Genomic DNA, 22,684 nt, shown 5'->3' with positions numbered 1-22,684 from the left:
GGCACCACCAACCTGACCCCCGACAACGCCACCAACCCCGCCGCCAACACCTAAGCCGCCACCGATGCCACCACCGAGACCGATACCTGCCTGGCCGCCGACTCCGGCACCGGCACCGAGGCCCAGACCAGCGCCACCACCGATACCGCCGACGACGCCGGCCTGGGCGTTGATCCCGGCCTGCACCTCGAAGCCGACCCCGACCCCCGCCTGACCGCCCACCCCGACACCGGTCCCGAGCCCTAGGCCGGCACCTGCTTGGGCGCCGATTCCGGCTTGCACGCCGAACCCGACACCCAGACCAGCCTGCGCGGCCCCGCCGACTCCGGCGACCAGACCGCCCGTCGGCTCGACGAACGCCAGCCCCGGAGCACCCACTGGCGCGCCGACGACGTTCGGGGCAACGACATTCGGGCCGACGAGCCCGGCACCAATGCCTGCTCCGATATCCGTTGCGACCGCATCGGCCAATCCGACTCCCGCGTTGCCGACCGCCGCTGCCGCATCGGTGGCAACGAAGGCGGCATTGTCGACGACGGCCCCGGCATCGCTAAGCAGTGGCGCGGCCGCGTTGAAGACCGGGCCGGACTCCTGTGCAACGAAGCTCGACGGCGCGAAACCATGTTGGTCGGCGATCGCCTGTTGCAACCCGCTGACCGGGTCGTCTGAGGAAAGGTTCAGGCCCGGAACCGCGCCGGCGGCTGCGGAGGACAGCTGCGCCGGTGACACGTCGATCAGTCCGGCGTTGGTCATCGCTTGTCCGGGGGCGGCGACAAAGGACCGCGCCGCCTCTTCGCTGCGGAACAGGCTCAGGATGTAGTCGACAAGCGAGGTCATTTGTCCGTTTCCCTTCAATAGAAACTCTGTGAAGTCGTTCGCCGAAGTGACCGGCGCTCTGTCATCAACCGTATGGAATTCGAGCCTTAATCAAATCGGGGTCAGATCCCCCCGCAGGGGGAATACCCACCGGGATACTCGGGGGGCATCGTGTTAGGGGATTAGGGGATTTCGAATGATCCCTAGCCACAACCCTTAATGACAGCATTTACGCAGGTCAAACATTGGAAAGACGCCATCGCTGACGGTGTGAACGCCGGAAACAGCGCAGACTCAGCCGTGCAGACCGAAGTCGTGGTGGTCGGCCTGGCCGCCGTGCGGTTGCGCATCCGGGTGGATGATCGCGTGATCCCAGATGCCTGGATCGCTCACCGGGAATCCGCCGTGGTCAAGAGCAATGTGCGCCGCCTCACCACCGGTGAACAGCACTGAGGGCTCAGGCTGGCCGAATGCCGCGGGCTGTGGGCTCGCGGACGGTTCACCCGGCAGGTGCGGAGTCGGCTCGCTGATGACACCGCTCACCGGCGCGTGCTCATGGACGAGCGCAGCAGGGGTGTGCGGTGTGAAGGCATCGAACGCCGCGGTCGCCGCACCACTGGCCCAGACATTGCCGTGGTCGGCAACCTGGGCTCCCGATCCGGCGGCCGACGGGCTGGCCATCGACAGGGAATCCGACACCATCGGAATCAGATTGTTGACGTCGTGACTGGTCACACCGGTAAGTTGGGCGTTCGCGATGGCCTGGGCGGGGTCGGCTGCGTAGCGCGCGGCGGCGTCGGGATCACGAACCAGCGAGATGACGAAATCGAGCAACGAGTTTGCCACCACGCACCTCCTTGCCGCACTTACCCACGCCAATCCGCGCTAGCACGATGTTATCGGTCGACCCGCCCCCGGTGTTCGGTACCAAACCCGCCCCCTTCGAGCATCATTAGGGGGTACGACATTAGGGGAACTGCGGGGTTACGGGGCTAGGACGGGCTACGGTGTGGAAGCCGCCGGTAGCCACCCGGACTCAAAAGGGGGTAAGGGAAATTACCGCATCCCCCACCGACATCCCGCGGGCGGCGCATGTCGTCCTCGACGAGCTCACCAACCCCGCCTCGGCCCCGGTGCTGGCCGTGATCTGCGGCGGCATCGGCACCGGCAAGAGCACCCTGTTGGCCGCCGCCCGCGACGCGCTGCGCCGCGCCGGCGTGACGACGCTCACCCGCCCGCCCCGCAGCGATGAACAGCGTGATGTTGCGCTGCTCATCGACGACGCCCACCTGCTCACCGACGAAGAACTGCTCATGCTCGCCGAATGTGCAGCCGACGGGCGCTGCACCGTCGTCATAGCCACGCAGGCTCAGGAACAGCGGCCGGCATTGCGCTCGCTGACGACAACGATCGAACGGGATCGCCCGCGCATCTCGCTGGGTCCGCTGCCGGTCGACGAGCCCCTGCTGAATTGCACGGCCGGTCTGCCCTTCCTGCTGCAAGCGGTGACCGACAGCGCGGAGCCGGCGCACTCGGCACGGCTGGCACTCATCGAGCGGTTGCGCCGCATTGATGCGCCCACCTTGGACACACTGCTGATCCTGTCCCTGAGCCAACAGTTGGGCCCGGCCGATGTCGCTGCGGCACTCAGCATTTCGATTACCGACGCCCGGATCCTGGTCGACCGGGCGTGGTCCGGCGGGTTGGTCCAACCGGCACACCCACCGGCATTTCAGCAGTTGGTGCACGACGTCGTCGGGGGGATCGTCGGCAACGCGCACCACCGCGAGGTCGAATCGGGGCTGCTGCGTTCACAACTCGAGATCTCGACGGTGACGCCGGACCTCGCGCTGCGCCTGGCCGAACACGGATTGTCCGACGACCGGCTGGGCGCCATTCTTACCCGGCACGCCGGCAATTCCCGCGCCGACGCTGTGCAGACCGCACGGTTGTACCGGGCCGCAGTCCGTGCCGGTGCCACCGGGCTGAGCTCGCGTCTGGCCGATGCGCTGGCCCGCGCCGGGGACTGTGCTGCCGCCGCTGCGCTGGCCGACGAGTTGCTGAGCTCGTCCGATTCCGCCGAGCGTGCAGCAGCGGTACGGATCGCCGCCAGCGTCGCCACCTACCACGGGAACTCGGGTCAGGCAGCGGAGTTGTTCGCGTGGCTCGGACCGTACCCGGACGCAGTGGTGGGCGCTGCCGCCGCAGTCGCGTTCATCGGAACGGGCGAACTCGCGGCAGCCCACGACGCCTTGCGGCTCAAAGACTCCGGTCCCCCGACGATGGCGGCGCGCACTTCGCGCAGTCTGGCCGACGGGCTGCTGTCGTCCATCGATCAGTCCTACCCGAGCGCCATGGCAAAGCTGAGCCAGGCGATCGCCGTCGAACAGGCCCTCGGCGAGGCATTCCCCGACAGTCCGGCGGCACTGGTCACGTTGGCCGCGTTACACGGCGGCGACCCGGTCCGCGCCCACAGCGTGATCGGGCGTGCGGTGCGCACCGCTGGCGATGCCCAGTTCCGGCGTCGGCACCTGCTGTTGTCCGGCTGGATCAAGATGCAGGAGGGACAACTGGCCGCGGCCGGTGCGGACGTCGCGGCCGCGACCACCGGCGGCGAACTGCACCGGCGTGACGCGTTGTGGGCTCACGCACTGCAGACGGCGATCGCACGTCGCAGCGGCGACACCGGTGCGCTGCAGAAGCACTGGTATACGGCCATGGAAGTGCTGGCCGAGTACTCCATCGACCTGTTCGTCCTACTTCCACTGGGCGAGTTGTGGGTGGCTGCGGCGCGGATGCGCCACGTCGACCAACTGCAACACAGCCTGGATCAAGCCTTCGCGTTGCTCGGCTCGTTGGGAAACCCTGCGCTGTGGTCGAATTCGCTGCACTGGGCCGGTGTGCACGCCGCGATCCTGGCCAATTCACCCGGCGCGGTTGCGCCGCACGGACAGGCGCTGAGCACCGCGGCCCCCCACAGCTCCCTGGCGCAGGCACTGTCCGCGGCCGGCCGGACCTGGCTGCGGGTGCTCGCCGATCAGGTCGATCCCGACGAGGTCACCGCCGCAGCTCGGGCCCTGTCGCACGTGGGGTTGACTTCCGACGCGACTCGGCTGACCGGTCAGGCCGCGCTGCAGACTCCCGATGCGCGGGTTTCCGGGGCGATGCTGCAATTGGCCCGAGACCTGAAGACGAACACGGGTTTTGGCGAGACCGTTGCCGCCGACACAGATCTTCCGGACGCCTCCGACAGCACGGTGGCGCCACGTCAACCACCGTCGGGTTCGCCCTTGTCCGAACGCGAACGTGAGGTTGCCGAGTTGCTGTTGCTGGGCCTGCCCTACCGCGACATCGGAGGCCAGCTGTTCATCTCGGCGAAGACGGTCGAGCATCATGTCGCCCGGATCCGCCGTCGGCTCGGCGCCGGATCACGCTCGGAGATGCTCTCGATGCTGCGGGCCATGCTGGTGCCGGACAGATAACAGTGTGGGAGGGGCCACGGTGTCTGCCTGATCACACCGCGCCTGTACTGGGCTGGTGATCTGCGCAAACTTAGGTTTGCCTTTCTCGCGGCGGGTGCCACAAAGGTGTCACTATGAGCTGGTTAAGCAGCAAAGCGCATTACCGCGCACCGACATGCGTGACGACGAATTGAGGTGACCCTCGGTGACCCTGCAAACCATCCGGTTGGTATTGGGCATGGGCATGACCGCGGTCGTGATCTTCTTGGCGCTGAAGCGCGTCTGGTGGCTGTACAAACTCGTCATGTCCGGCCAGCCGGCGAGTGGGCGCACCAACGACATCGGCGCCCGGATCTGGGCGCAGGTCGCCGAGGTGTTCGGACAGCGCAAGCTGCTCAAGTGGTCGGTGCCCGGGGTGGCCCACTTCTTCACCATGTGGGGCTTCTTCATCCTGCTGACGGTGTACATCGAGGCCTACGGGGTGCTCTTCGACCCCACGTTCTACATCCCGATCATCGGGCGTTGGGACGCGCTGGGCGCTTTGCAGGACTTCTTCGCGCTGGCCGTGCTGTCGGGCATCGTCACCTTCGCCATCATCCGATTGCGCAGCGAGCCCAAGGAATACGGCCGCGACTCGCGCTTCTACGGATCCCACACCGGTGGCGCATGGCTGATCCTGTTCATGATCTTCAACGTCATCTGGACCTACGCCCTGTTCCGCGGCGCTTCGGTGAATGTCCTCGGCAACGATTTTCCGTACGGCCACGGCGCGTTCTTCTCCCACGCGATGGGCTCAGCACTGAGTTCGTTCAGCCCGCACACCAACGAGATCATCGAGACCGTCGCACTGCTGCTGCACATCGGCGTGATGCTGTCGTTCCTGGTGATCGTGCTCAACTCCAAGCACCTGCATATCTTCCTGGCCCCGATCAACGTCACGTTCAAGCGACTGCCCGACGGGCTGGGTCCGTTGCTTCCGGTCGAGTTTGACGGCAAGCCGATCGACTTCGAAAACCCGCCCGACGACGCCGAATTCGGCCGCGGCAAGATCGAGGACTTCACCTGGAAGGGCATGCTCGACTTCGCCACCTGTACCGAGTGTGGACGTTGTCAGTCGCAGTGCCCGGCCTGGAACACCGCCAAGCCGTTGTCGCCCAAGCTCGTCATCATGGACCTCCGCGATCACTGGATGGCCAAGGCGCCCTACATCCTTGGCGAAAAGCCGAGTCCGATCGAAAGCACGCCGGAAGGCGGAATCGGCGAGGAGCTGCGCGGCGACAAGCACGCCGAGGAGCATCACGTTCCCGAGTCGGGCTTTGGTCGCATCATGGGTTCGGGTCCCGAGCAAGCCACCCGTCCGTTGGTCGGCACCGCTGAGCAGGGCGGCGTCATCGACCCGGATGTGTTGTGGTCCTGCGTCACCTGCGGCGCGTGCGTCGAGCAGTGTCCGGTGGACATCGAGCACATCGACCACATCGTCGACATGCGCCGCTACCAGGTGATGATGGAGTCGGAATTCCCGTCCGAGTTGTCGGTGCTGTTCAAGAACCTGGAGAACAAGGGCAATCCGTGGGGCCAGAACGCTTCTGACCGCACCTCCTGGATCGACGAGGTCGACTTCGACGTCCCGGTTTACGGTGAGGATGTCGAAAGTTTCGCCGGCTACGAGTACCTGTTCTGGGTGGGCTGCGCGGGCGCGTACGACGATAAGGCGAAGAAGACCACCAAGGCTGTCGCCGAACTGCTGTCCATCGCCGGCGTGAAGTTCATGGTGCTGGGCACCGGTGAGACCTGCAATGGCGACTCTGCCCGCCGGTCGGGCAACGAGTTCCTGTTCCAGCAGCTGGCCCAACAGGCCATCGAGACCCTTGACGGCGTGTTCGAGGGCGTGGAGACCGTCGACCGCAAGATCGTCGTCACCTGCCCGCACTGCTTCAACACCCTGGGCAAGGAGTACCGGCAGCTGGGCAGCAATTATTCGGTGCTGCACCACACGCAGCTGCTCAACCGGCTGGTGCGGGACGACAAGCTGGTTCCGGTGAACGCCGTCTCGCAGGACATCACCTACCACGACCCCTGCTACCTGGGCCGGCACAACAAGGTTTACGAGGCGCCGCGCGAGCTGATCGGAGCCGCGGGAGCCAACCTCACCGAGATGCCTCGGCACGCCGAGCGCAGCTTCTGCTGCGGTGCCGGCGGCGCGCGCATGTGGATGGAAGAGCACATCGGCAAGCGCATCAACCACGAACGCGTCGATGAGGCACTGGCCACCCCCGCCTCGACCATCGCCGTCGCGTGCCCGTTCTGCCGGGTGATGGTCACCGACGGTGTCAACGACCGGCAGGAAGAGGCCGGCCGCAGCGGCGTCGAGGTGCTCGATGTTGCCCAAGTGCTGCTCGGGTCACTGGATCGCGACGCGGTGAAGCTGCCCGAGAAGGGCACGGCCGCCAAACTGGCCGAAGAGCAGGCTGCAAAGGCCGAGCCCGAGGCTGCCGCTCCGACCGCGCCCGCTGAGGCCGATGAAGCCGAAGAGCCGGCCGAGGCGCCCGCGCAGAAGCCGGCGGCAGCCGCTCCCGTCAAAGGCCTCGGCATGGCCGGCGCCGCCAAGAAACCAGGCGCCAAGAAAACCGCCCCGGCCGCCGAGGAGAAGCCGGCGGCAGCCGCTCCCGTCAAAGGCCTCGGCATGGCCGGCGCCGCCAAGAAGCCCGGCGCCAAGAAAACCGCCCCGGCCGCCGAGGAGAAGCCGGCGGCAGCCGCTCCCGTCAAAGGCCTGGGCATGGCGGGCGGGGCTAAGCGGCCCGGGGCGAAGAAAGCCGCCGCACCGAAGGCGGACGCAGCTCCGGCCGCGGAAGCTCCGGCAACCACCGACAAGCCTGCGACGCCGGTGAAGGGCCTGGGCATGGCCTCCGGCGCCAAGCGACCCGGCGCCAAGAAGACCGCGTCCCCCGCGCCTGCCAGCAAGCCGGCAGAGGCCGAGCCGATCAAGGCCGAGGAGACCTCTGCCGCTGAAGAGCCCGCCGAGTCGCCCGAACCCGAGGCGCCCGTCAAGGGTCTGGGTATCGCGGCCGGAGCGAAGCGGCCGGGCGCGAAGAAGACCGCAGCCGCCAAACCCGCCGCCCCGGGAAAGGCCGAACCGGAGCCCGAACCCGCCGCTCCGAAGGCCGAAGCAAAGCCGGAGCCGTCCAACGGCGAGGCCGCAGCTCCCGCGACACCGGCCGCACCGGTCAAGGGCCTGGGTCTGGCGAAGGGTGCCCGTCCGCCGGGTAAGCGCTGATCACGGTTTGACACCGGACAGCAAATATCAGTGGACAGCGATGGGACCATGGTGGACGTGACTACGCACCAGGTGCCCGCGCATACCCACGGCCATCACCGGCAGCGGGCGTTCGCGCAGTCGTCCAAACTTCAGGACGTCCTGTACGAGATCCGCGGCCCGGTGCACGCCCACGCCGCCCGGCTGGAAGCCGAAGGGCACCGCATCCTCAAGCTCAACATCGGCAATCCGGCACCGTTTGGCTTCGAGGCGCCGGACGTGATCATGCGCGACATGATCCAGGCTTTGCCCTACGCCCAGGGGTATTCCGACTCCAAGGGCATCCTGCCGGCCCGTCGCGCAGTGGTCACCCGCTACGAACTCGTGCCGGGGTTCCCGAAGTTCGATGTCGACGACGTGTACCTGGGCAATGGTGTCTCGGAGTTGATCACGATGACGCTGCAGGCCCTGCTGGACAACGGCGACGAGGTGTTGATCCCCGCACCGGACTACCCGTTGTGGACGGCGTCGACATCACTGGCCGGCGGCACCCCCGTGCATTACCTGTGTGACGAGACCGCGGATTGGCAGCCCGATATCGGCGACATCGAATCGAAGATCACCAACCGCACCAAGGCGCTGGTCGTGATCAATCCGAACAACCCGACCGGGGCGGTGTACAGCAGCGAAATCCTCGCGCAGATGGTCGCTTTGGCGCGCAAGCATCAATTGCTGCTACTCGCTGACGAGATCTACGACAAGATCCTCTACGACGACGCCAAGCACATCAGCGTCGCAACGCTGGCCCCGGACATGCTGTGTCTGACGTTCAACGGCTTGTCGAAGGCCTACCGGGTGGCGGGATATCGGGCCGGCTGGCTGGCGATCACCGGGCCCAAGGATCACGCCAGCAGTTTCATCGAAGGCATCAGTCTGCTGGCCAATATGCGCCTGTGCCCCAATGTGCCTGCGCAGCATGCGATTCAGGTGGCACTCGGTGGCCATCAAAGCATTGAGGACCTGGTGCTACCCGGCGGCAGACTGCTCGAGCAGCGCGACGTGGCGTGGCAGAAGCTCAACGAGATTCCCGGGGTGTCCTGCACCAAGCCCGAGGGTGCGCTGTATGCGTTTCCGCGGCTCGACCCCGAGATCTACGACATCGACGACGACGAACAGCTCGTCCTCGATCTGCTGCTGCAGGAGAAGATCCTGGTCACTCAGGGCACCGGATTCAATTGGCCCGCACCGGATCACCTGCGCATCGTGACCTTGCCATGGTCGCGCGATCTGGCGGCCGCCATCGAGCGCCTGGGTAATTTCCTGGTCAGCTACCGGCAATAGGCGGCACCTGATCAGAGGCCGATGTAGACGGCCTTGGTGTTGAAGTAGGCCTCGATTCCCTTTCGGCCGCGTTCGCCGCCCCAGCCCGACTGCTTGTGACCGCTGATGGGCATCGACGGGTCGGCGGCCAGCGAGGAGTTCACCCAGATCTGGCCGGCGCGTAGCTCATTCACCATGCGGTGAGCGCGGGACAGGTTCTCGGTCCAGATGGATCCGGCAAGACCGTAGTGCGTGTCGTTCGCGGCGGCGATCACCTCGTCCTCCTCGTCGAACGGGATCACACATCCGACCGGGCCGAAGATCTCCTCGCGGATGAGCCGCATGTCCGGGGTGGTGTTGGTGACGATCGTCGCCTCGTAGAAGTACCCCTTGCGGTCCATCGGCTTCCCGCCGGTGACCACCTGCGCGCCGGCGGCAACGCCGTCGTTGACGATGCCTTCCACCCGTTTGCGCTGCTTGTCGCTGATCAACGGTCCGAGCACCGAATCCGGGTCCTCGCTGCCGCCCATCGGCAGCATCTGGGCGAAGGCAACCAAACGATCCACCACCTCGTCGTAGATGCCGCGCTGCACGTACATGCGCGAGGTGCAGGAACAGTTCTGGCCGGACCCGGCGAGCAACCCCATCCCGGCACCCAGGATCGCCTTGTCGAGGTTGGCGTCGTCAAACATGATCAGCGGCGACTTGCCACCCAACTCGAGCGTCAGGCGCTTGAGGTTGCCGGCGGCCGCCTTCACGATCAACCGTCCGACCTCCGTCGACCCGGTGAACGAGATCTTGTCGACGTCCGGGTGCGCTGTCAGCGCCGCACCGGTGGTCTCGCCGTAGCCGGTGATGACGTTCAGAACGCCGTCGGGCAACCCCGCTTCGCGGAAGATCTCTTCCAGCTTCAGCGCGGTGAGCGGTGTCTCCTCGGCGGGTTTGAGTACCGCGCTGCATCCCGCCGCGAGCGCAGGCGCAACCTTCAGCATCGCGACGAAAAACGGTCCGTTCCAAGGGATTATCAGGCCGACCACGCCGACCGGCTCGAGCTGGGTGAAGGTGTGGTAGGTCTCCCAGGTGCCCAGCAGTCCGTCGGAGACGAGGTTTGCCGACTCGCCGTGGATCTTGCCGACCCAGCCGGCGTAGTACTTCAGCATGTCGACGGACACCGGGATGATGTGACGTGCAGCCGTCAGGTTCATGCCGTTGTCTTGACCCTCGAGCGCGGCGAGTTCTTCGGCGCGCTCCTCGATGATGCGTGCTGCGCGGAACAGCACATTCGCGCGGTGCGATGCCGGCGCCTTGCGCCAGACCCCCGACTCGAACGTCTCCCGCGCCCGGGCTACCGCCTTATCGACGGTCGCCTGGTCGGAGTCGACGACCTCGGCGATCTGTTCTTCGGTGGATGGGTTGAAGACCGGGATGACCCCCGAGTTGCGGACCACAGGATCAAGGTCGACGGCACTACTCATGTTCATCCTCTCGTCACCGGAATCGCTTTACCAGCGAAACAACCCACCGAGCGGCGAGGTTACGCGCTTAACCACCCCACGTCCAGCAGCGGCAAGCAGTCATCTCCCGGCGGGCGGTTTGCTGGGCTCGGCGCACATGCCCGAAATTCAGTCGCGCTCCAGCAACTCGAGCAGATACCCGCCGTATCCGGATTTCACCAACGCGCGGGCGCGCTGTTCCAACTGCTCGTCGTCGATCCACCCCCGCCGCCACGCGACTTCTTCGGGCACACTCACCTTGAGGCCCTGCCGTCGTTCCAGGGTGCGGACGAAGTCCGATGCGTCCAGCAGCGAATCGAATGTCCCGGTGTCCAGCCACGCCGTCCCACGGGCCATCACCTCTACCGACAGCCGGCCCTGGCTCAGATAGATCTGGTTGACCTCGGTGATCTCGTACTCGCCGCGCGCCGATTTCTTCAGGCCCCGGGCGATCTCGACCACGTCGTTGTCGTAGAAGTACAGACCCGGCACCGCGTAATGGGATTTCGGTGTCTCGGGCTTCTCCTGCAGCGACACCGCCATGCCGTCGGCGTCGAACTCCACCACGCCGTAGGCCGACGGGTTGGCTACCCAATAGGCGAAAACCGCTCCGCCGCTGATGTTTTGGAATCGGCTCAGGCTGGTGCCCAGGCCAGGGCCGTAGAAGATGTTGTCTCCCAACACCAATGCCACTGTGTCATTGCCGATGTGGTCGGCGCCGAGGACGAATGCCTGGGCCAGACCGTCCGGCCTGCCCTGGGTGACCCAGCTCAGGTTGATGCCGAATTGCGAACCGTCGCCGAGGAGCCGCCGGAAGCCGGCCGCGTCGTGCGGGGTCGTTATCACCAGGATGTCGCGGATGCCGGCCATCATCAGCGTGGACAGCGGGTAGTAGACCATCGGTTTGTCGTAGACCGGCAGCAGCTGCTTGCTGATCCCGACGGTGATCGGATGCAGCCGGGTGCCCGAACCGCCGGCCAAGATGATCCCGCGCATGTGTGGCTCCTTCGGCCTCGGCCTCAGTCGATCAGGTCGCTCTCGGTGAGTTCGGTCGCGGCCAACGCCGATGCCAGGTCTTCATGGCGGAACACCGAGGTGACGTGGTCGCGGACCACGCGGAACGCCGACGCATTGGTCACGACGGTCGCGGGGCCCTCGCGGCTACTGATCGTCTGTTCGACCACCACCACCCCGTCGTGCACATACATGCGGCCCAATTCCGCTGTGCTGGTGAGCGATCCGGCCCATTCGCGCAGCGCCTGATGGCCCTGCGCGGCGCCGTGCGCGTCCCCGAAATCGATGTCCTCGCTGGACAAGCTGAGCAGCGTCTCGATGTCAGCGGAGTTGAGGGCGTCGTGCCACGCCAGCACGGTGGCGATCTCCGAAGTGGTCATGGCCTGCAAGTCTAGAGAGGCGTGCGGTCGAGCCAACGCCGCCATACGGCGTCGTCGCCGTAACGCTCGACGCCGGTGTCGGCGAGCGCGACCCGCCGCGTCAACGCCAGCAGCAGCTCAGTGGCGCTCCCGCGCAGCGCCGCGGTGCCTTTGCCGTGCTCGTGCGACCAGGCGACGCCACCGCCGTGGAGCCTGGCCGTCCACTCGCCGGCCTCGCCCAGCCCGGGATCGGTGGCGTGCAGATGCAGGGTGTCGCCGCCCTCGAGGGGCAGCGGCGCCCCGTCCTTTCCGGCCTGGATGACGATGCGTTCCAGGAACTCGTCGATGCCGTCGGCTGCCACCGCAGCGTCGAGGGTGAACTGGGCGCCGACGGCGAGTGCAGCGTCCGCCCGGTGCACGACGTTTTCGTGTAGCCGGCGCCGGATCCACCAGCTCGCCGGACGCGGGCCGAGAAACGTCCAGACGGGGGTATCGGGCCCGGTGCGGTCTAGCGCGTCCAGCAGCAGCTGCGCGCCGCCGTTGAGCCACTCGATGGCGGCGTCGCGGTCCGCCGGCGGCTTGCCGTCTGCCACGCTGCGGAAATCGAGAAACTCGTCCATCCGATCACGGACGATCTGGGCGGCCCAGCGGTCGCCGCGGCCGACATGGCGGAAAAGTTGCTCGATGTTCCAGCCCGGGCAGCTCGGCACGGGCGCCGTGGGATCAGCGGCGCGGACAAGCTCACCGAACGCGCGAGTTTCCGCGAGATATGCCGACGCGTGGTCCACCGCCGTGACGCTACCCGTCGCGACGGCCGATAATGGCCTGATGGTGCCGGCACCCCCATTCATCGTGACATTCCGCGGATTTGAAATAGGTCGCTACGAGACCGCAGAGCGGGCGATGGCTGCCGCCCGATCGGTGATCGACACCGAGCTGGGTGCTCAACTCGGTCGGGGCGAACTCGCGTCCGCGTCGCTGCCGATCGAATTGCCGAGGATCGAATGGCAGCCTCCGCCGATTCCGTTCCCGTTCGACGCGGCCGGGTATTGGCATTGGCGAGCCCAGGCGTTGCGGTCGGAACGGCGCCCGCCCACCGCGCCGCGGCCGGCACCGCCCCCGCCACCGCATCCCGCGCCGCCGGGCGCGGGCACCGGGTCCGGCAGTCTGCCACCACGCCCCGAACCCGCCGCGACGGTGATCACTCCGATGCCCGATTACAGCGGGCCCGCCCGGTTGCCGGAGGACCGGCCCGCTGATCGGCAGTGATGCGAAAGCGGCGACCGGCAACGCCCTGCTGCCGCACGGGTAACGTCTGAGCTCATGCGCACCCATGGGTGGGGCGGCGCCAAGCCCGCAACCGACGAAGAGGCGATCGAACGCATTCTGGATGCCGCCAGCGCAGCCATCGACGCGCGTGGTGGCGACATGCGGATCGCCGATGTGGCCCGCACCCTGGGCGTCTCGCGTCAGACGGTCTACAACTACTTTCCCGGTACCAACACCCTGGTCGAGGCAGCAGCCACCCGCTCGGGGATGAGACTCCTGCAGCGACTGGCCGAGCACCTGGCCGGCATCACCGATCCCGTCGATGCTCTGGTGGAAAGCCTGGCGTTCACCCTCGAGTGGTTGCCGGGCGACCGGCACGTGCAGTTGATGCTGGTACACGACTTCACCAAAGTCTCCACGGGCGTGACGTCGGACATGGCGATCAAATTCGGCCACGGGATCCTGGCGGGCCTGGATGTGGACTGGATCGACCTCGGACTCGGCGATGCCGATCTCGACGACCTCGCGGAATACATGCTGCGGATCATGCAATCGTTCATGATCGACCCCGGCCGCCCGGCGCGCACCGGCGAGGTGCTCCGCGCGTACCTGCGCCGCTGGGTCGCGCCGGTCCTGACGGCCGAGATCGCCAGTCATCGCATCTGAACGCACACCAGTTAGACAAGCTCGGTAAGCTGTCCAGTCGAGGCAGGTGAGTGCATTGACGTTCGACACAGTGGTTTGCAACGGCAGGTGGTTCGACGGCACCGGCGGACCGTCGGCGATCAGAGACATCGGGATTCGGGACGGTCGGGTGGCCGCGGTGTCCCCGACGACGCTGGACACCGAGGGTTGCCCGAACGTCATTGACGCCCAAGGTAAATGGGTGATGCCGGGCATCATCGACATTCACACGCACTACGACGCCGAGGTGCTGGCGGCACCCACACTGTCCGAATCGCTTCGGCACGGCGTCACCACGATCGTGCTGGGTTCGTGCTCGCTGTCCACTGTGCACGTGGACGCGGGTGAGGCGGCCGATCTGTTCGGGCGGGTGGAAGCGATTCCGCACGAGCATGTGGTCCGCATCGTCGGCGAGCACAAGTCATGGCACAACGCGCAGGAGTACATCGACGCGCTGGAGTCGTTGCCGCTGGGCCCCAACGTGTCCGCGTTCATCGGACACTCCGACATGCGGACGTCGGTGATGGGACTCGACCGGTCGACGCGCGACGACGTGCGTCCCACCGCGGCCGAGCAGGCCCGGATGGAGCAGTTGCTGACCGAGGCGATCGATGCCGGATTCCTCGGGATGTCTTCGCAGCAACTACTTTTCGACAAGATCGACGGCGACACTTGCCGGTCCCGCACCCTGCCGTCGACCTACGCCAAGGGCCGCGAGTTGCGACGGCTCAAGAATTTGCTGCGCAGTGCGGGCCGCGCCCTGCAGTCCGGTCCGGACATCAGCCACCCGCAGAACATCGTGTCGCAGGCCCTCCAGTCGCTGGGGATTCGGCGACCGCACCTCAAGACCAGCCTGCTGGCGGCCGCCGACATGAAGTCGGCGCCGGGCAGCGTCTGGCTGACCAGCTTTCTGGCGGCCGTTGTCAACCGGTTGGGTGGCGACTTCCGGTTCCAGCACCTGCCGGTGCCGTTCGAGGTGTACGCCGACGGGATCGACCTGGTGGTGTTCGAAGAGTTCGGCGCGGGTGCAGCGGCGCTGCACCTCAAGGACGAACTCGAGCGCAACGAACTGCTGCGCGACGAGGGGTACCGCCGGCAGTTCCGCAAGGACTACGACACCAAGTTCGGTCCGCGCGCCTGGCACCGCGACTTCTTCGACGCCGAAATCGTGTCCTGTCCCGACGATTCGGTGATCGGCAAGTCGTTCGGGCAGGTCGGTGTGGAACGGGGTGGTCTGCACCCCGTGGATGCATTCCTCGACCTGGTGCTCGAGCACGGTACCAAAATCCGTTGGCGCACAACGATTTCCAACCACCGGCCGAAGATGCTGCGCCGCCTGGCCCGGATGGACGGCCTGCAGGTCGGCTTCTCCGACGCGGGCGCCCATCTGCGCAACATGGCTTTCTACAACAGTGGTTTGCGTCTGCTGCGGCACGTACGGGACGCCGAACTGGAGGGCCGGCCCTTCCTGACGGCGGAGCAGGCGGTGCACCGCCTCACCGGCGAGTTGGCCGACTGGTACGGACTGGACGCCGGCCACCTGCGGGTGGGCGATTGGGCCGACCTGGTGGTCATCGACCCGGAGCGGCTCGACGACTCACTGGATGCCTACCACGAAGCCGATGTCGAAGCCTACGGAGGACTTTCGCGCATGGTGAACCGCAACGACGCCACGGTCGAAGCGGTCCTGGTTTCCGGCCGCGCGGTATTCCGCGACGGCCAGCCCACCGAAATCCTCGGACGGGAACGCACCGGCGGTTTCCTGCGCGCCGACGGCACGCCGCGCAACGTGCCGCGGCCGGTCAGCGCCTGACGCTTAGCGTCCCGGCCACCGCGCGCCGAGCCGGAACACCCGCCACCCGGCGCGTTCCCAACGCGCCACATCCAGGCAGTTGCGACCGTCGACCACGACGCGGGCACGGACCCGGTCGGCCAGCTCGGCGGGATCTAGGTCGACGAACTCGCGCCATTCGGTGAGCACCAGCACCGCGTCGGCCCGCTCGCAGGCCTCAGCGACCGAGACCGCGTAGTTCAGGGTGGGAAACAGGCGATTGGCATTGTCCAGCGCCTTGGGGTCATAGACGTTGACCGCGGCGCCGTTGAGTTGCAACTGTCCGGCGACGTTGAGGGCGGGCGAGTCACGCACGTCGTCGGATTCGGGTTTGAACGCCGCCCCCAGCACCGCGATGTTGGCGCCCAGCAGCGAGCCCCTGCAGGCCGCGGTGGCCAGTTCCACCATGCGGGTCCGGCGGCGCATGTTGATGCTGTCCACCTCACGCAGGAAGGTCAGCGCCTGGTCGGCGCCCAGTTCGCCGGCGCGGGCCATAAATGCGCGGATGTCCTTGGGCAGGCAGCCACCACCGAAACCCAAACCGGCGTTGAGGCATTGGCGTCCGATGCGCGGGTCGTAACCGAGCGCGTCGGCCAGCACGCTGACATCGGCGCCGGCCGCCTCGCACACTTCCGAGATCGCGTTGATGAACGAGATCTTGGTGGCCAGAAACGCATTCGCCGAGACTTTGACCAGCTCGGCGGTCTGCAAGTCGGTGACCATGAACGGCACGCCCGCGTCCAGCAGCGGACCGTAGAGTTCGCGTGCGGCGGCCTCCGCACGGACCGAATCATCCTGCACGCCAAGCACAATGCGGTCCGGGCTGAGCGTGTCGTGCACCGCGTAGCCCTCGCGCAGGAATTCCGGGTTCCACGCGACCTCGACGTCGACCCCGTCGGGCGCCAGGGCGGCGGCGCGTTGGCTCAACTCAGCGGCGGTGCCGACCGGCACGGTCGACTTGCCTACCAGCACCGCTGACCTGGTCAGGCGGGGTACCAGCGCGTCGATGACGGCATGCACGTGACGCAGGTCGGCGCCGTATTCACCTTTCTTCTGCGGAGTTCCGACGCCCAGAAAGTGTACGTCGGCGAACTCTGCCGCCATGTCGTAGTCGGTGGTGAACCGCAGCCGACCCGTAGCGAGGTTGGCAGTCAACAACTTTCGCAGACCGGGCTCATAGAACGGGATGTCACCGCCGGCGAGCTTGGCCACCTTGCCCGGGTCTATATCGACCCCGACGACCTCATGTCCCAGCTCCGCCATCCCTACGGCATGGGTGGCGCCCAGATAGCCGGTCCCGAATACGGTGCATCGCATACCACCGTGTGTAGGTGGCCGCGATGAGCGAACGCCGTCGTGACACTGAACAGCAGGTGACAGCTACTCGGCAACTCAGATGCCGGGGATCAGCGGGATGTTGATCCCGCCGCGTCCACCGCCGCCGCCGGGACCTTTGCCACCACCCCGACCGCCGCCACCGCCGGGACCTTTGCCACCGGGGCTTTTGCCGATGCCGGGCGGCTTGCCGCCGCCACCGCCGCGACCGGGCGACTGGGGAGTCAGGATCGGCGGCAGTACCGGTACCGGCACGATCACCGGGACGGGGACATTCGGCACCGGCGCGGCGGGAGCCGGGGCCGGCGCGGGAGCCTCAGCCCGCGGCGCCGGAGCCTGGGGTACCTGCACGGGGACCTGCGGTACCTGCACGGGAGCTTGCTGGGGAACCTGCGGTGCCGGCGCGGGTGCTTGCTCGGGAACCTGGGGGGCGGGGGCCTGCTCGGGTACGGGGGCCTGCTGCGGGGCCGGAGCCGGGGCCTGCGGCGTGGGAGCGGGTGCCTGCGGGGCCGGCGTGTTGGGCGCGACGGCGGCCTGGCCGGGCTGGGGCCGCGTGTCAGCGGTGTCGCGGATCGTGACGGCCAGCGAGACGACGAGCGAAGCCACTCCGATGACGAAGATCGAGGCCAGGATGCTGCCGAGCAGCGCGAAGGGCTTGCGGTCGTCCTGCTCGTCCGGCTCGTCCTGGACCGCACTGTAGGCCCGGCCGGTGCTGAACGGCTCGAAGTGGACGGGGTCGATCGCAAGCGGCGTCTGCGCGCCCGTACCCGGATCCTGTGCGTAAGCCTGTGCCGCGGTGGTCGCGGAGAGCAGCGGCGTGTTCGCCGACGCCAGCGCCGCGCCCCAGGCAAGCGCGGTCTCCGGCTCCTCCGGGGCGGTCACCGGCAGCGTGGTGGCCGCCTCCAGCGTCGACTTGATCAGCGGGATGTCGACCCCGGAGCCGACGACGAAGACGGCGTCCGGGCGCGTCTCCAGGGACTCGGCATTCGACACCAACTCGGCCAGGCTGGCCACGGCGGCGTCGTCGTCATCGGGCAGCGGGTGACGATGCACGTCGGCGATGGATCCGTCGGCGCTGTCCACCACAGCCAAGGTCGCGGTGTCGGGTTCGATGAACAGCAACGCGGTCTGCGCGTAGTTGGTTTCATTACCGACCGAATGCGCCAGCGCGGCAGCCGCCATGAACGCCGAGACCAGCATGACGTTCTCGATCTTGCGGTTGGCCAGCGCGTCGCGTAGCGCGGCCGCCTGGTCGGGGTCCCGCCAGGTCACTCCGGTGGACGCCAGCTGGTAGCCACCCTCGGCGGCGCCCTCGCGGGTCCCCAGGATCGCCGAGATCACCTGCTCGGCTGCGTCCGGCGTGGCCGCGGCCGGGTCACCCGCGACGTCGAATTTCTCCTCGTCGACTAATGCGCCGTCGCCGTTCTCGCCCTCAACGAGCACCATCCGCACGGCCGTTGGCGCCATCGACACACCCAGAACGGTGTCCATAGTCCCCCAATCGACTGAACAGATTCCCCAACCTGTGTTAACAACGGTACCCGCGGCGGGCGCGGCTTATCCATTTGAGTTTGCTGTGTCACGGCTGCAGACCGCTCTGACCAGCGGCGTTGGGGTGGATGTGCGGGGGATCACCTGCGCCCGCGTCCACCGCCCCCACCGAAGCCGCCGCCACCGCCGAACGGTCCGTGACCACCGCCGCCGCCGCCGAAGGGACCATGGGCGCCCGGGCCGCCGCCGCCGAACGGACCACGTCCTCCTGGTGCGTCCCCGCTCGAGGGGCCGTGACCGCCGGCGCCAGGGATGCCGGGGATACCTGGAATGCCGGGAATGCCGGGGATGCCGCCGCGACCGGGCCCTCCCCCACCGAAGGGACCCCTGCCCGGATTGGGCGACGGACCACGCCCGGGCGGTCGCGCGATCGGGCCCCGCGGCAACGGGTTTTCCACCCGCGGGTTTTCCACGCGCGGGTTCTCCACCCGCGGATTTTCCACCCGCGGTGGCGACACCGGCGCTCGAGGTACCTGCGGCTGCTGGCGTGGAACCTGCACCGGGAACTGCACGACCGGCGGTCGCACCAGCGTCTCGGGTCCCTGCACGGGCGGCCGCACGACCGGCAGCAGCGGTGGGACGATCACCGCGTCGGGCAGCCGCGGGGGTTGCACAATCGGCGTCTCGATCACCGGCGCAACGGGCGCCGGCAGGGCGGGCGCGGCCGGAGCCTGCGGTGCCCGCGCCGGAAGCTGCGGGACACTCACGCGCGGTGGTGCCGCCGGCACCTCGATCCTGGGTTGCGGCGCGGCCACGACGGTGGGCGCCGGTGCCTGCTGGGTGGGCACGACGAGGTGGTTCTCGCTGGGCCTGGGTTGCAGCGCGACGGTGGGGCGGATGTTGATCGCCAGCGCGACCTCGAGCGCCACCACCGCGGCGGTCGCCGCGACTGCCAGGGTGCTGCCGATCAGCAGCGCCGGGCGGCGCCGAGCCGGATCGTGGTCCACGTCAGCGGGGGCCGCGTCCAGCACGACCGTCTCGCCGAACTCCTCAGGTCCGTCGACATCTTGCGCGTAGGCCAGCGCAGCGGTGCTCGCCGCGAACAGCGGCGCATGTCCTGATGCCAGCGCCGCACCCCGCGCCAGCGCCATGTCGTGTTCCTCGGGCACATTGACCGTCAGCGAGGTCGCGGCGTCCAGTGCCGGTTTGATCAGAGGTACGTCGACTCCGGAGCCCACGACGTAGATGCCGTCTGGGCGGGTCGGCATCGACTCGGCCCCGGAAACCAGCTCGACCAGCTCGGATACCGCCATGTCGTCGTCGGCGGCCAGAAGCCGACGCTGCACGTCGCACAGCGAACCGTCCGCGGTGTTCACCACGGCCAGTGTCGCGGTGTCGGGCTCGATGAACAGCACACCCGTCCGCGCATAGCCGACGGAGCTGCCCACGGCCTGCCCGAGTGCGACGGCCGCCATGAACGCGGAGACCAGCATGACGTTCTCGATCTTGCGGGCGGCCAACGCGTCGCGCAGCGCCGATGCCTGAAGCTGATCGGTCCAGCTGACGCCGATGGAGGACAGGCGCAAGCCGGCATCGTCCGCGCCTTCGCGGGTGCCCAGGATCGCCCGGATCACCTGCTCAGAGGGCATGGTGGCCGGGTCGGTCAGCCGAAAGCTGTCCTCCTCGACGATGACGCCGTCGGCGTCCTCGCCTTCGACCAGCGCGATGCGGACAGCCGACGGTGCCATCGACACTCCGAGTACGACGTCCATCCGCGCACTCACCACCCTCCCAAAAGTGTTGCCGCAGTAAGGAGGACAAAGGTCCGAATCAAATGGTAGTCCGACTAACGAAGTCGGGAACGCCGTTGCAGCTATGTAGTACGTATGAAGTTCTGATAGGACCGCGAGGGCGTCGGACCACGCTGACCCTGGTACTTGGAACCGACGCCGGCACTTCCGTACGGATGCTCTGACGGGCTGGTCAGTCGCAGGATGCACAGCTGGCCGATCTTCATCCCCGGCCACAACGTGATCGGCAGATTGGCCACGTTGGAAAGTTCCAGCGTGATGTGTCCGCTGAAACCGGGATCGATGAAACCCGCGGTCGAGTGCGTCAACAGCCCCAGCCGGCCAAGCGAGGATTTGCCTTCCAGTCGTCCCGCCAGATCGTCGGCCAGGCTGACCAACTCCAAGGTCGATCCCAGTACGAACTCGCCCGGGTGCAGCACAAAAGGTTCCCCAGCCTCGGGCTGGACCAGCGTGGTCAGCTCGTCCTGCTGCTTGGCGGGGTCAATGTGGGTGTAGCGGGTGTTGTTGAAGACACGAAACAGGCAGTCGAGGCGGACGTCGATGCTCGACGGCTGCACCAGGGCATCGTCGAACGGGTCGATTTGCAACCGCCCGGCGGAGATTTCGGCCCGAAGATCACGATCGGAGAGCAGCACGCGTGTGAGCGTATCTGCTGCCGGTCAGCGGACGTAGGTCTCGTCTCCGGAGGGGTATCCGCCGCCGGTGGTGGTGACGTGGACGTGGTCGAAGTGCCCGTATCCACCGGCCTGGGCGCCCCCGCCGGGGGTGTAATAGACGCCGCGCCAGATGGCGTCCTGGATGCCGAACCGGTCGGCGTTCTGCAGGACGTAGGTCACGATCGCGTTGCCAAGTTCGATGCCCTCGTCGGAGCCGGGGTTGGGAATCATCACGTCCACGGCCAGGCCCTCGGGATGCCATCGGAGTGCATCGGGGCGGACGCCGCCCATCTGGTGGATTTCGGGGAACAGAGCGGTGATGGCGCGGGCCACCAAAATGGTCCTGACCTGCAGGCCCTGTTCCGGCGCGACGCTCGCGGGCAGAGCGCGGGCGCCCACCAGGTCGGCACGTGATCGGTCCGCCCGCGGCCGCTCGGCCGGAGCCATCTCTTCGATGCTGAAGCGCCACCGCGAGGTGTCGAGTGGCGCCCCGGCCTCGGCCGCCGCAATTTCGATGCAACACGCGGACGTTTCCGGAACGGCCGGTTTCGCAACGTTACGGACCGAGGCTGGATTGACATCTGCGCCCAGAGCCCCTGCCACCGCGAAGAGTACGGCGGCTGGGCCGATGGCTGCTGCCAGCGCAGCTGGCGCTTTCCGCCGCTTCCTGGCTAATGCGTGCCTGCCCACGGGAGGTCACAATACGAGATTACAAATGATAACGAAAGGGTAAACGACCCATTCTTGGAATTTGCAATGGGCATCGCACTATTAGCCCGGCAAATTACTCGGGGGTGATTCGTGCCGCCATCAGCCGCGGCGCGCAGGCCGCCGGGACATCAGTCGGTGAGCCAGTCGGCCAGCTCCTCGAGCATCTGCCGGGCATATCCCCGCCAGCACCAGCCGAAGGCGGGCATCGCCATTGCTGCGAGCCGGGATCGCGGAAACATGTTGTAGCGCCACGTGATTCGAGTGCCGGTCCCGGCGGGGTCGAACAGGAACTCACCGTCGATCTTGGTCAGCAGAGTCTTCAGCGGACCCTGGAAATCGGTGATGCGGTAGCACCACGCATGCGGTTCGTCGACGTCGACGACGGTCTCGCGGATGCTGCCGCCGCCGGCGAGTTCAAGCACCCGCGTCTGGCCCTGCGTGCCGCTCCAGTTATTTCCGTCACGTCCGCTCACTGCGCGGATCGGCGGAATCGGCCCGTAGCGCCGCCGGAACATGGTGGGGACGTCCATCTCGATAATGCCGCGGAACGCCTGCTCAGGGGTGACCGGGATGGTTCGGGATTGCTCGACCCGCGCGGTGTCTGGCATCGCACGATGCTAGCCTTCTGGGGCATCTGCGCCGATGTAGTTCAATGGCAGAACATCAGCTTCCCAAGCTGAATACGCGGGTTCGATTCCCGTCATCGGCTCCACCCTGACCAGCATCAACAGTGTGCGAGTTATTCGATTAGCCCTGCTGAGTGTCACGAGATGTCACAACTCGATCGAAAGTGTCACCAGCGGACTTCAGCGCCTCGGGCTGCGAGTGCGTATAGCGCTTCATCGTGAAACTGGCATCCGTGTGACCGAGCCACGCGGCAATGACAGCTGGAGCGACGCCATCGAGTGCCGATTGGGTGGCGGCCGTGTGCCGCGCGCCGTGCAGTTTCAAGTGTCGCGGCCCGGCCTTCTTCACGGCAGCCAGTAACCTGTACACGATCGGGGCCGCCGCCGTCGCGGCGAGACCTAGGACGATGACCGCACCCGAACCGTGGCGCGGCCCACCACCAGAAGCAGCGCCCCGCCAGCGGCGATCACAACACCCGCTCCAGCTCGCCCGCGACCAACACCACACCGACACCGAACTGGGTTTCGGCGCGGGGCTGGTCGCGACCCACCTC

Annotated in this window: 19 protein-coding genes and 1 tRNA gene; 7 read left to right on the top strand and 13 right to left on the bottom strand. The window is 67.2% G+C overall.

The genetic code is table 11. From position 1 onward, the window contains the following. Together AC5Y5Z_RS24100 and AC5Y5Z_RS24095 are read right to left on the bottom strand one after the other, a co-directional pair. The coding region (locus AC5Y5Z_RS24100) for an IniB N-terminal domain-containing protein (RefSeq protein ID WP_499927958.1) at positions 1-837 on the bottom strand (837 nt) is incomplete at its 3' end. Between the two features lie 273 nt (positions 838-1,110). Further along, a complete protein-coding gene (locus tag AC5Y5Z_RS24095) occupies positions 1,111-1,662 on the bottom strand; it encodes an Rv0340 family IniB-related protein (protein WP_499927955.1) in 552 nt (183 codons plus the stop codon). A 209-nt stretch (positions 1,663-1,871) separates the two neighbouring features. Here AC5Y5Z_RS24095 and iniR point away from each other — a divergent pair, with 209 nt between their 5' ends. The 3 genes from iniR to AC5Y5Z_RS24080 all read left to right on the top strand — a co-directional run bounded on the left by iniR (position 1,872) and on the right by AC5Y5Z_RS24080 (position 8,871). Beyond that, positions 1,872-4,298, top strand: a complete 2,427-nt coding sequence (iniR, locus tag AC5Y5Z_RS24090; protein WP_499927960.1) for an isoniazid response ATPase/transcriptional regulator IniR — start codon at positions 1,872-1,874, stop codon at positions 4,296-4,298. Between the two features lie 184 nt (positions 4,299-4,482). Beyond that, entirely contained in the window at positions 4,483-7,551 is a 3,069-nt protein-coding gene (locus AC5Y5Z_RS24085; protein ID WP_499927954.1) for a (Fe-S)-binding protein, read from the top strand. 30 nt (positions 7,552-7,581) lie between these two features. Then, entirely contained in the window at positions 7,582-8,871 is a 1,290-nt protein-coding gene (locus tag AC5Y5Z_RS24080; RefSeq protein WP_499927952.1) for a pyridoxal phosphate-dependent aminotransferase, read from the top strand. An 11-nt stretch (positions 8,872-8,882) separates the two neighbouring features. On the opposite strand, the gene AC5Y5Z_RS24075 is transcribed toward AC5Y5Z_RS24080, so the two are convergent. From AC5Y5Z_RS24075 to AC5Y5Z_RS24060, 4 genes are all read right to left on the bottom strand, one after another. Further along, complete coding sequence (locus AC5Y5Z_RS24075) at positions 8,883-10,325, bottom strand: aldehyde dehydrogenase family protein (RefSeq protein WP_499927950.1); 1,443 nt, start codon at positions 10,323-10,325, stop codon at positions 8,883-8,885. A 147-nt stretch (positions 10,326-10,472) separates the two neighbouring features. Further along, a complete protein-coding gene (rfbA, locus tag AC5Y5Z_RS24070; RefSeq protein ID WP_499927948.1) occupies positions 10,473-11,339 on the bottom strand; it encodes a glucose-1-phosphate thymidylyltransferase RfbA in 867 nt (288 codons plus the stop codon). A 23-nt stretch (positions 11,340-11,362) separates the two neighbouring features. Continuing rightward, positions 11,363-11,737, bottom strand: coding sequence for a nuclear transport factor 2 family protein (locus tag AC5Y5Z_RS24065; RefSeq protein ID WP_463825484.1), 375 nt, complete (start codon positions 11,735-11,737; stop codon positions 11,363-11,365). A gap of 11 nt (positions 11,738-11,748) precedes the next feature. After that, the gene (locus tag AC5Y5Z_RS24060) at positions 11,749-12,504 is read right to left on the bottom strand and encodes a maleylpyruvate isomerase family mycothiol-dependent enzyme (RefSeq protein ID WP_499927946.1); all 756 of its coding nucleotides are present in this window, start codon (positions 12,502-12,504) and stop codon (positions 11,749-11,751) included. A 40-nt stretch (positions 12,505-12,544) separates the two neighbouring features. Here AC5Y5Z_RS24060 and AC5Y5Z_RS24055 point away from each other — a divergent pair, with 40 nt between their 5' ends. Genes AC5Y5Z_RS24055 through AC5Y5Z_RS24045 form a run of 3 tightly spaced genes read left to right on the top strand, consistent with a single transcriptional unit; the run spans position 12,545 to position 15,482 of the window. After that, the gene (locus AC5Y5Z_RS24055) at positions 12,545-12,985 is read left to right on the top strand and encodes a hypothetical protein (RefSeq protein WP_463825482.1); all 441 of its coding nucleotides are present in this window, start codon (positions 12,545-12,547) and stop codon (positions 12,983-12,985) included. 54 nt (positions 12,986-13,039) lie between these two features. Then, positions 13,040-13,651, top strand: coding sequence for a TetR family transcriptional regulator (locus tag AC5Y5Z_RS24050; protein ID WP_463825481.1), 612 nt, complete (start codon positions 13,040-13,042; stop codon positions 13,649-13,651). Positions 13,652-13,706: 55 nt separating this feature from the next. Continuing rightward, on the top strand, positions 13,707-15,482 hold the full coding sequence (locus AC5Y5Z_RS24045) for an N-acyl-D-amino-acid deacylase family protein (RefSeq protein WP_499927943.1): 1,776 nt from the start codon (positions 13,707-13,709) through the stop codon (positions 15,480-15,482). Positions 15,483-15,485: 3 nt separating this feature from the next. Here the strand turns inward: AC5Y5Z_RS24045 and AC5Y5Z_RS24040 are convergent, their stop codons facing one another. The 6 genes from AC5Y5Z_RS24040 to AC5Y5Z_RS24015 form a co-directional block, all read right to left on the bottom strand. Next, complete coding sequence (locus AC5Y5Z_RS24040) at positions 15,486-16,817, bottom strand: UDP-glucose dehydrogenase family protein (RefSeq protein WP_463825478.1); 1,332 nt, start codon at positions 16,815-16,817, stop codon at positions 15,486-15,488. 75 nt (positions 16,818-16,892) lie between these two features. Further along, complete coding sequence (locus tag AC5Y5Z_RS24035; RefSeq protein WP_499927941.1) at positions 16,893-18,326, bottom strand: DUF7159 family protein; 1,434 nt, start codon at positions 18,324-18,326, stop codon at positions 16,893-16,895. A gap of 140 nt (positions 18,327-18,466) precedes the next feature. Then, positions 18,467-20,098, bottom strand: coding sequence for a DUF7159 family protein (locus AC5Y5Z_RS24030; RefSeq protein ID WP_499927939.1), 1,632 nt, complete (start codon positions 20,096-20,098; stop codon positions 18,467-18,469). 101 nt (positions 20,099-20,199) lie between these two features. Beyond that, positions 20,200-20,772, bottom strand: coding sequence for a dCTP deaminase (gene dcd, locus AC5Y5Z_RS24025; protein ID WP_463825475.1), 573 nt, complete (start codon positions 20,770-20,772; stop codon positions 20,200-20,202). Positions 20,773-20,796: 24 nt separating this feature from the next. Continuing rightward, positions 20,797-21,483: a VldE C-terminal domain-containing protein gene (locus AC5Y5Z_RS24020; RefSeq protein WP_473140176.1), complete on the bottom strand. Its 687-nt coding sequence runs from the start codon at positions 21,481-21,483 to the stop codon at positions 20,797-20,799. Positions 21,484-21,632: 149 nt separating this feature from the next. After that, a complete protein-coding gene (locus AC5Y5Z_RS24015; RefSeq protein ID WP_499927937.1) occupies positions 21,633-22,112 on the bottom strand; it encodes an SRPBCC family protein in 480 nt (159 codons plus the stop codon). Between the two features lie 30 nt (positions 22,113-22,142). Between AC5Y5Z_RS24015 and AC5Y5Z_RS24010 the strand changes: the two genes are divergently transcribed. Then, positions 22,143-22,216: transfer RNA gene (locus AC5Y5Z_RS24010), tRNA-Gly, on the top strand. 35 nt (positions 22,217-22,251) lie between these two features. Here AC5Y5Z_RS24010 and AC5Y5Z_RS24005 read toward each other — a convergent pair. Further along, the gene (locus AC5Y5Z_RS24005) at positions 22,252-22,479 is read right to left on the bottom strand and encodes a tyrosine-type recombinase/integrase (protein WP_230589186.1); all 228 of its coding nucleotides are present in this window, start codon (positions 22,477-22,479) and stop codon (positions 22,252-22,254) included. Positions 22,480-22,684: the final 205 nt, after the last annotated feature.

The sequence above is a fragment of the Mycobacterium sp. NGS29 genome, from assembly GCF_059812965.1.
This window is presented reverse-complemented; position numbering and strand designations above follow the sequence as displayed.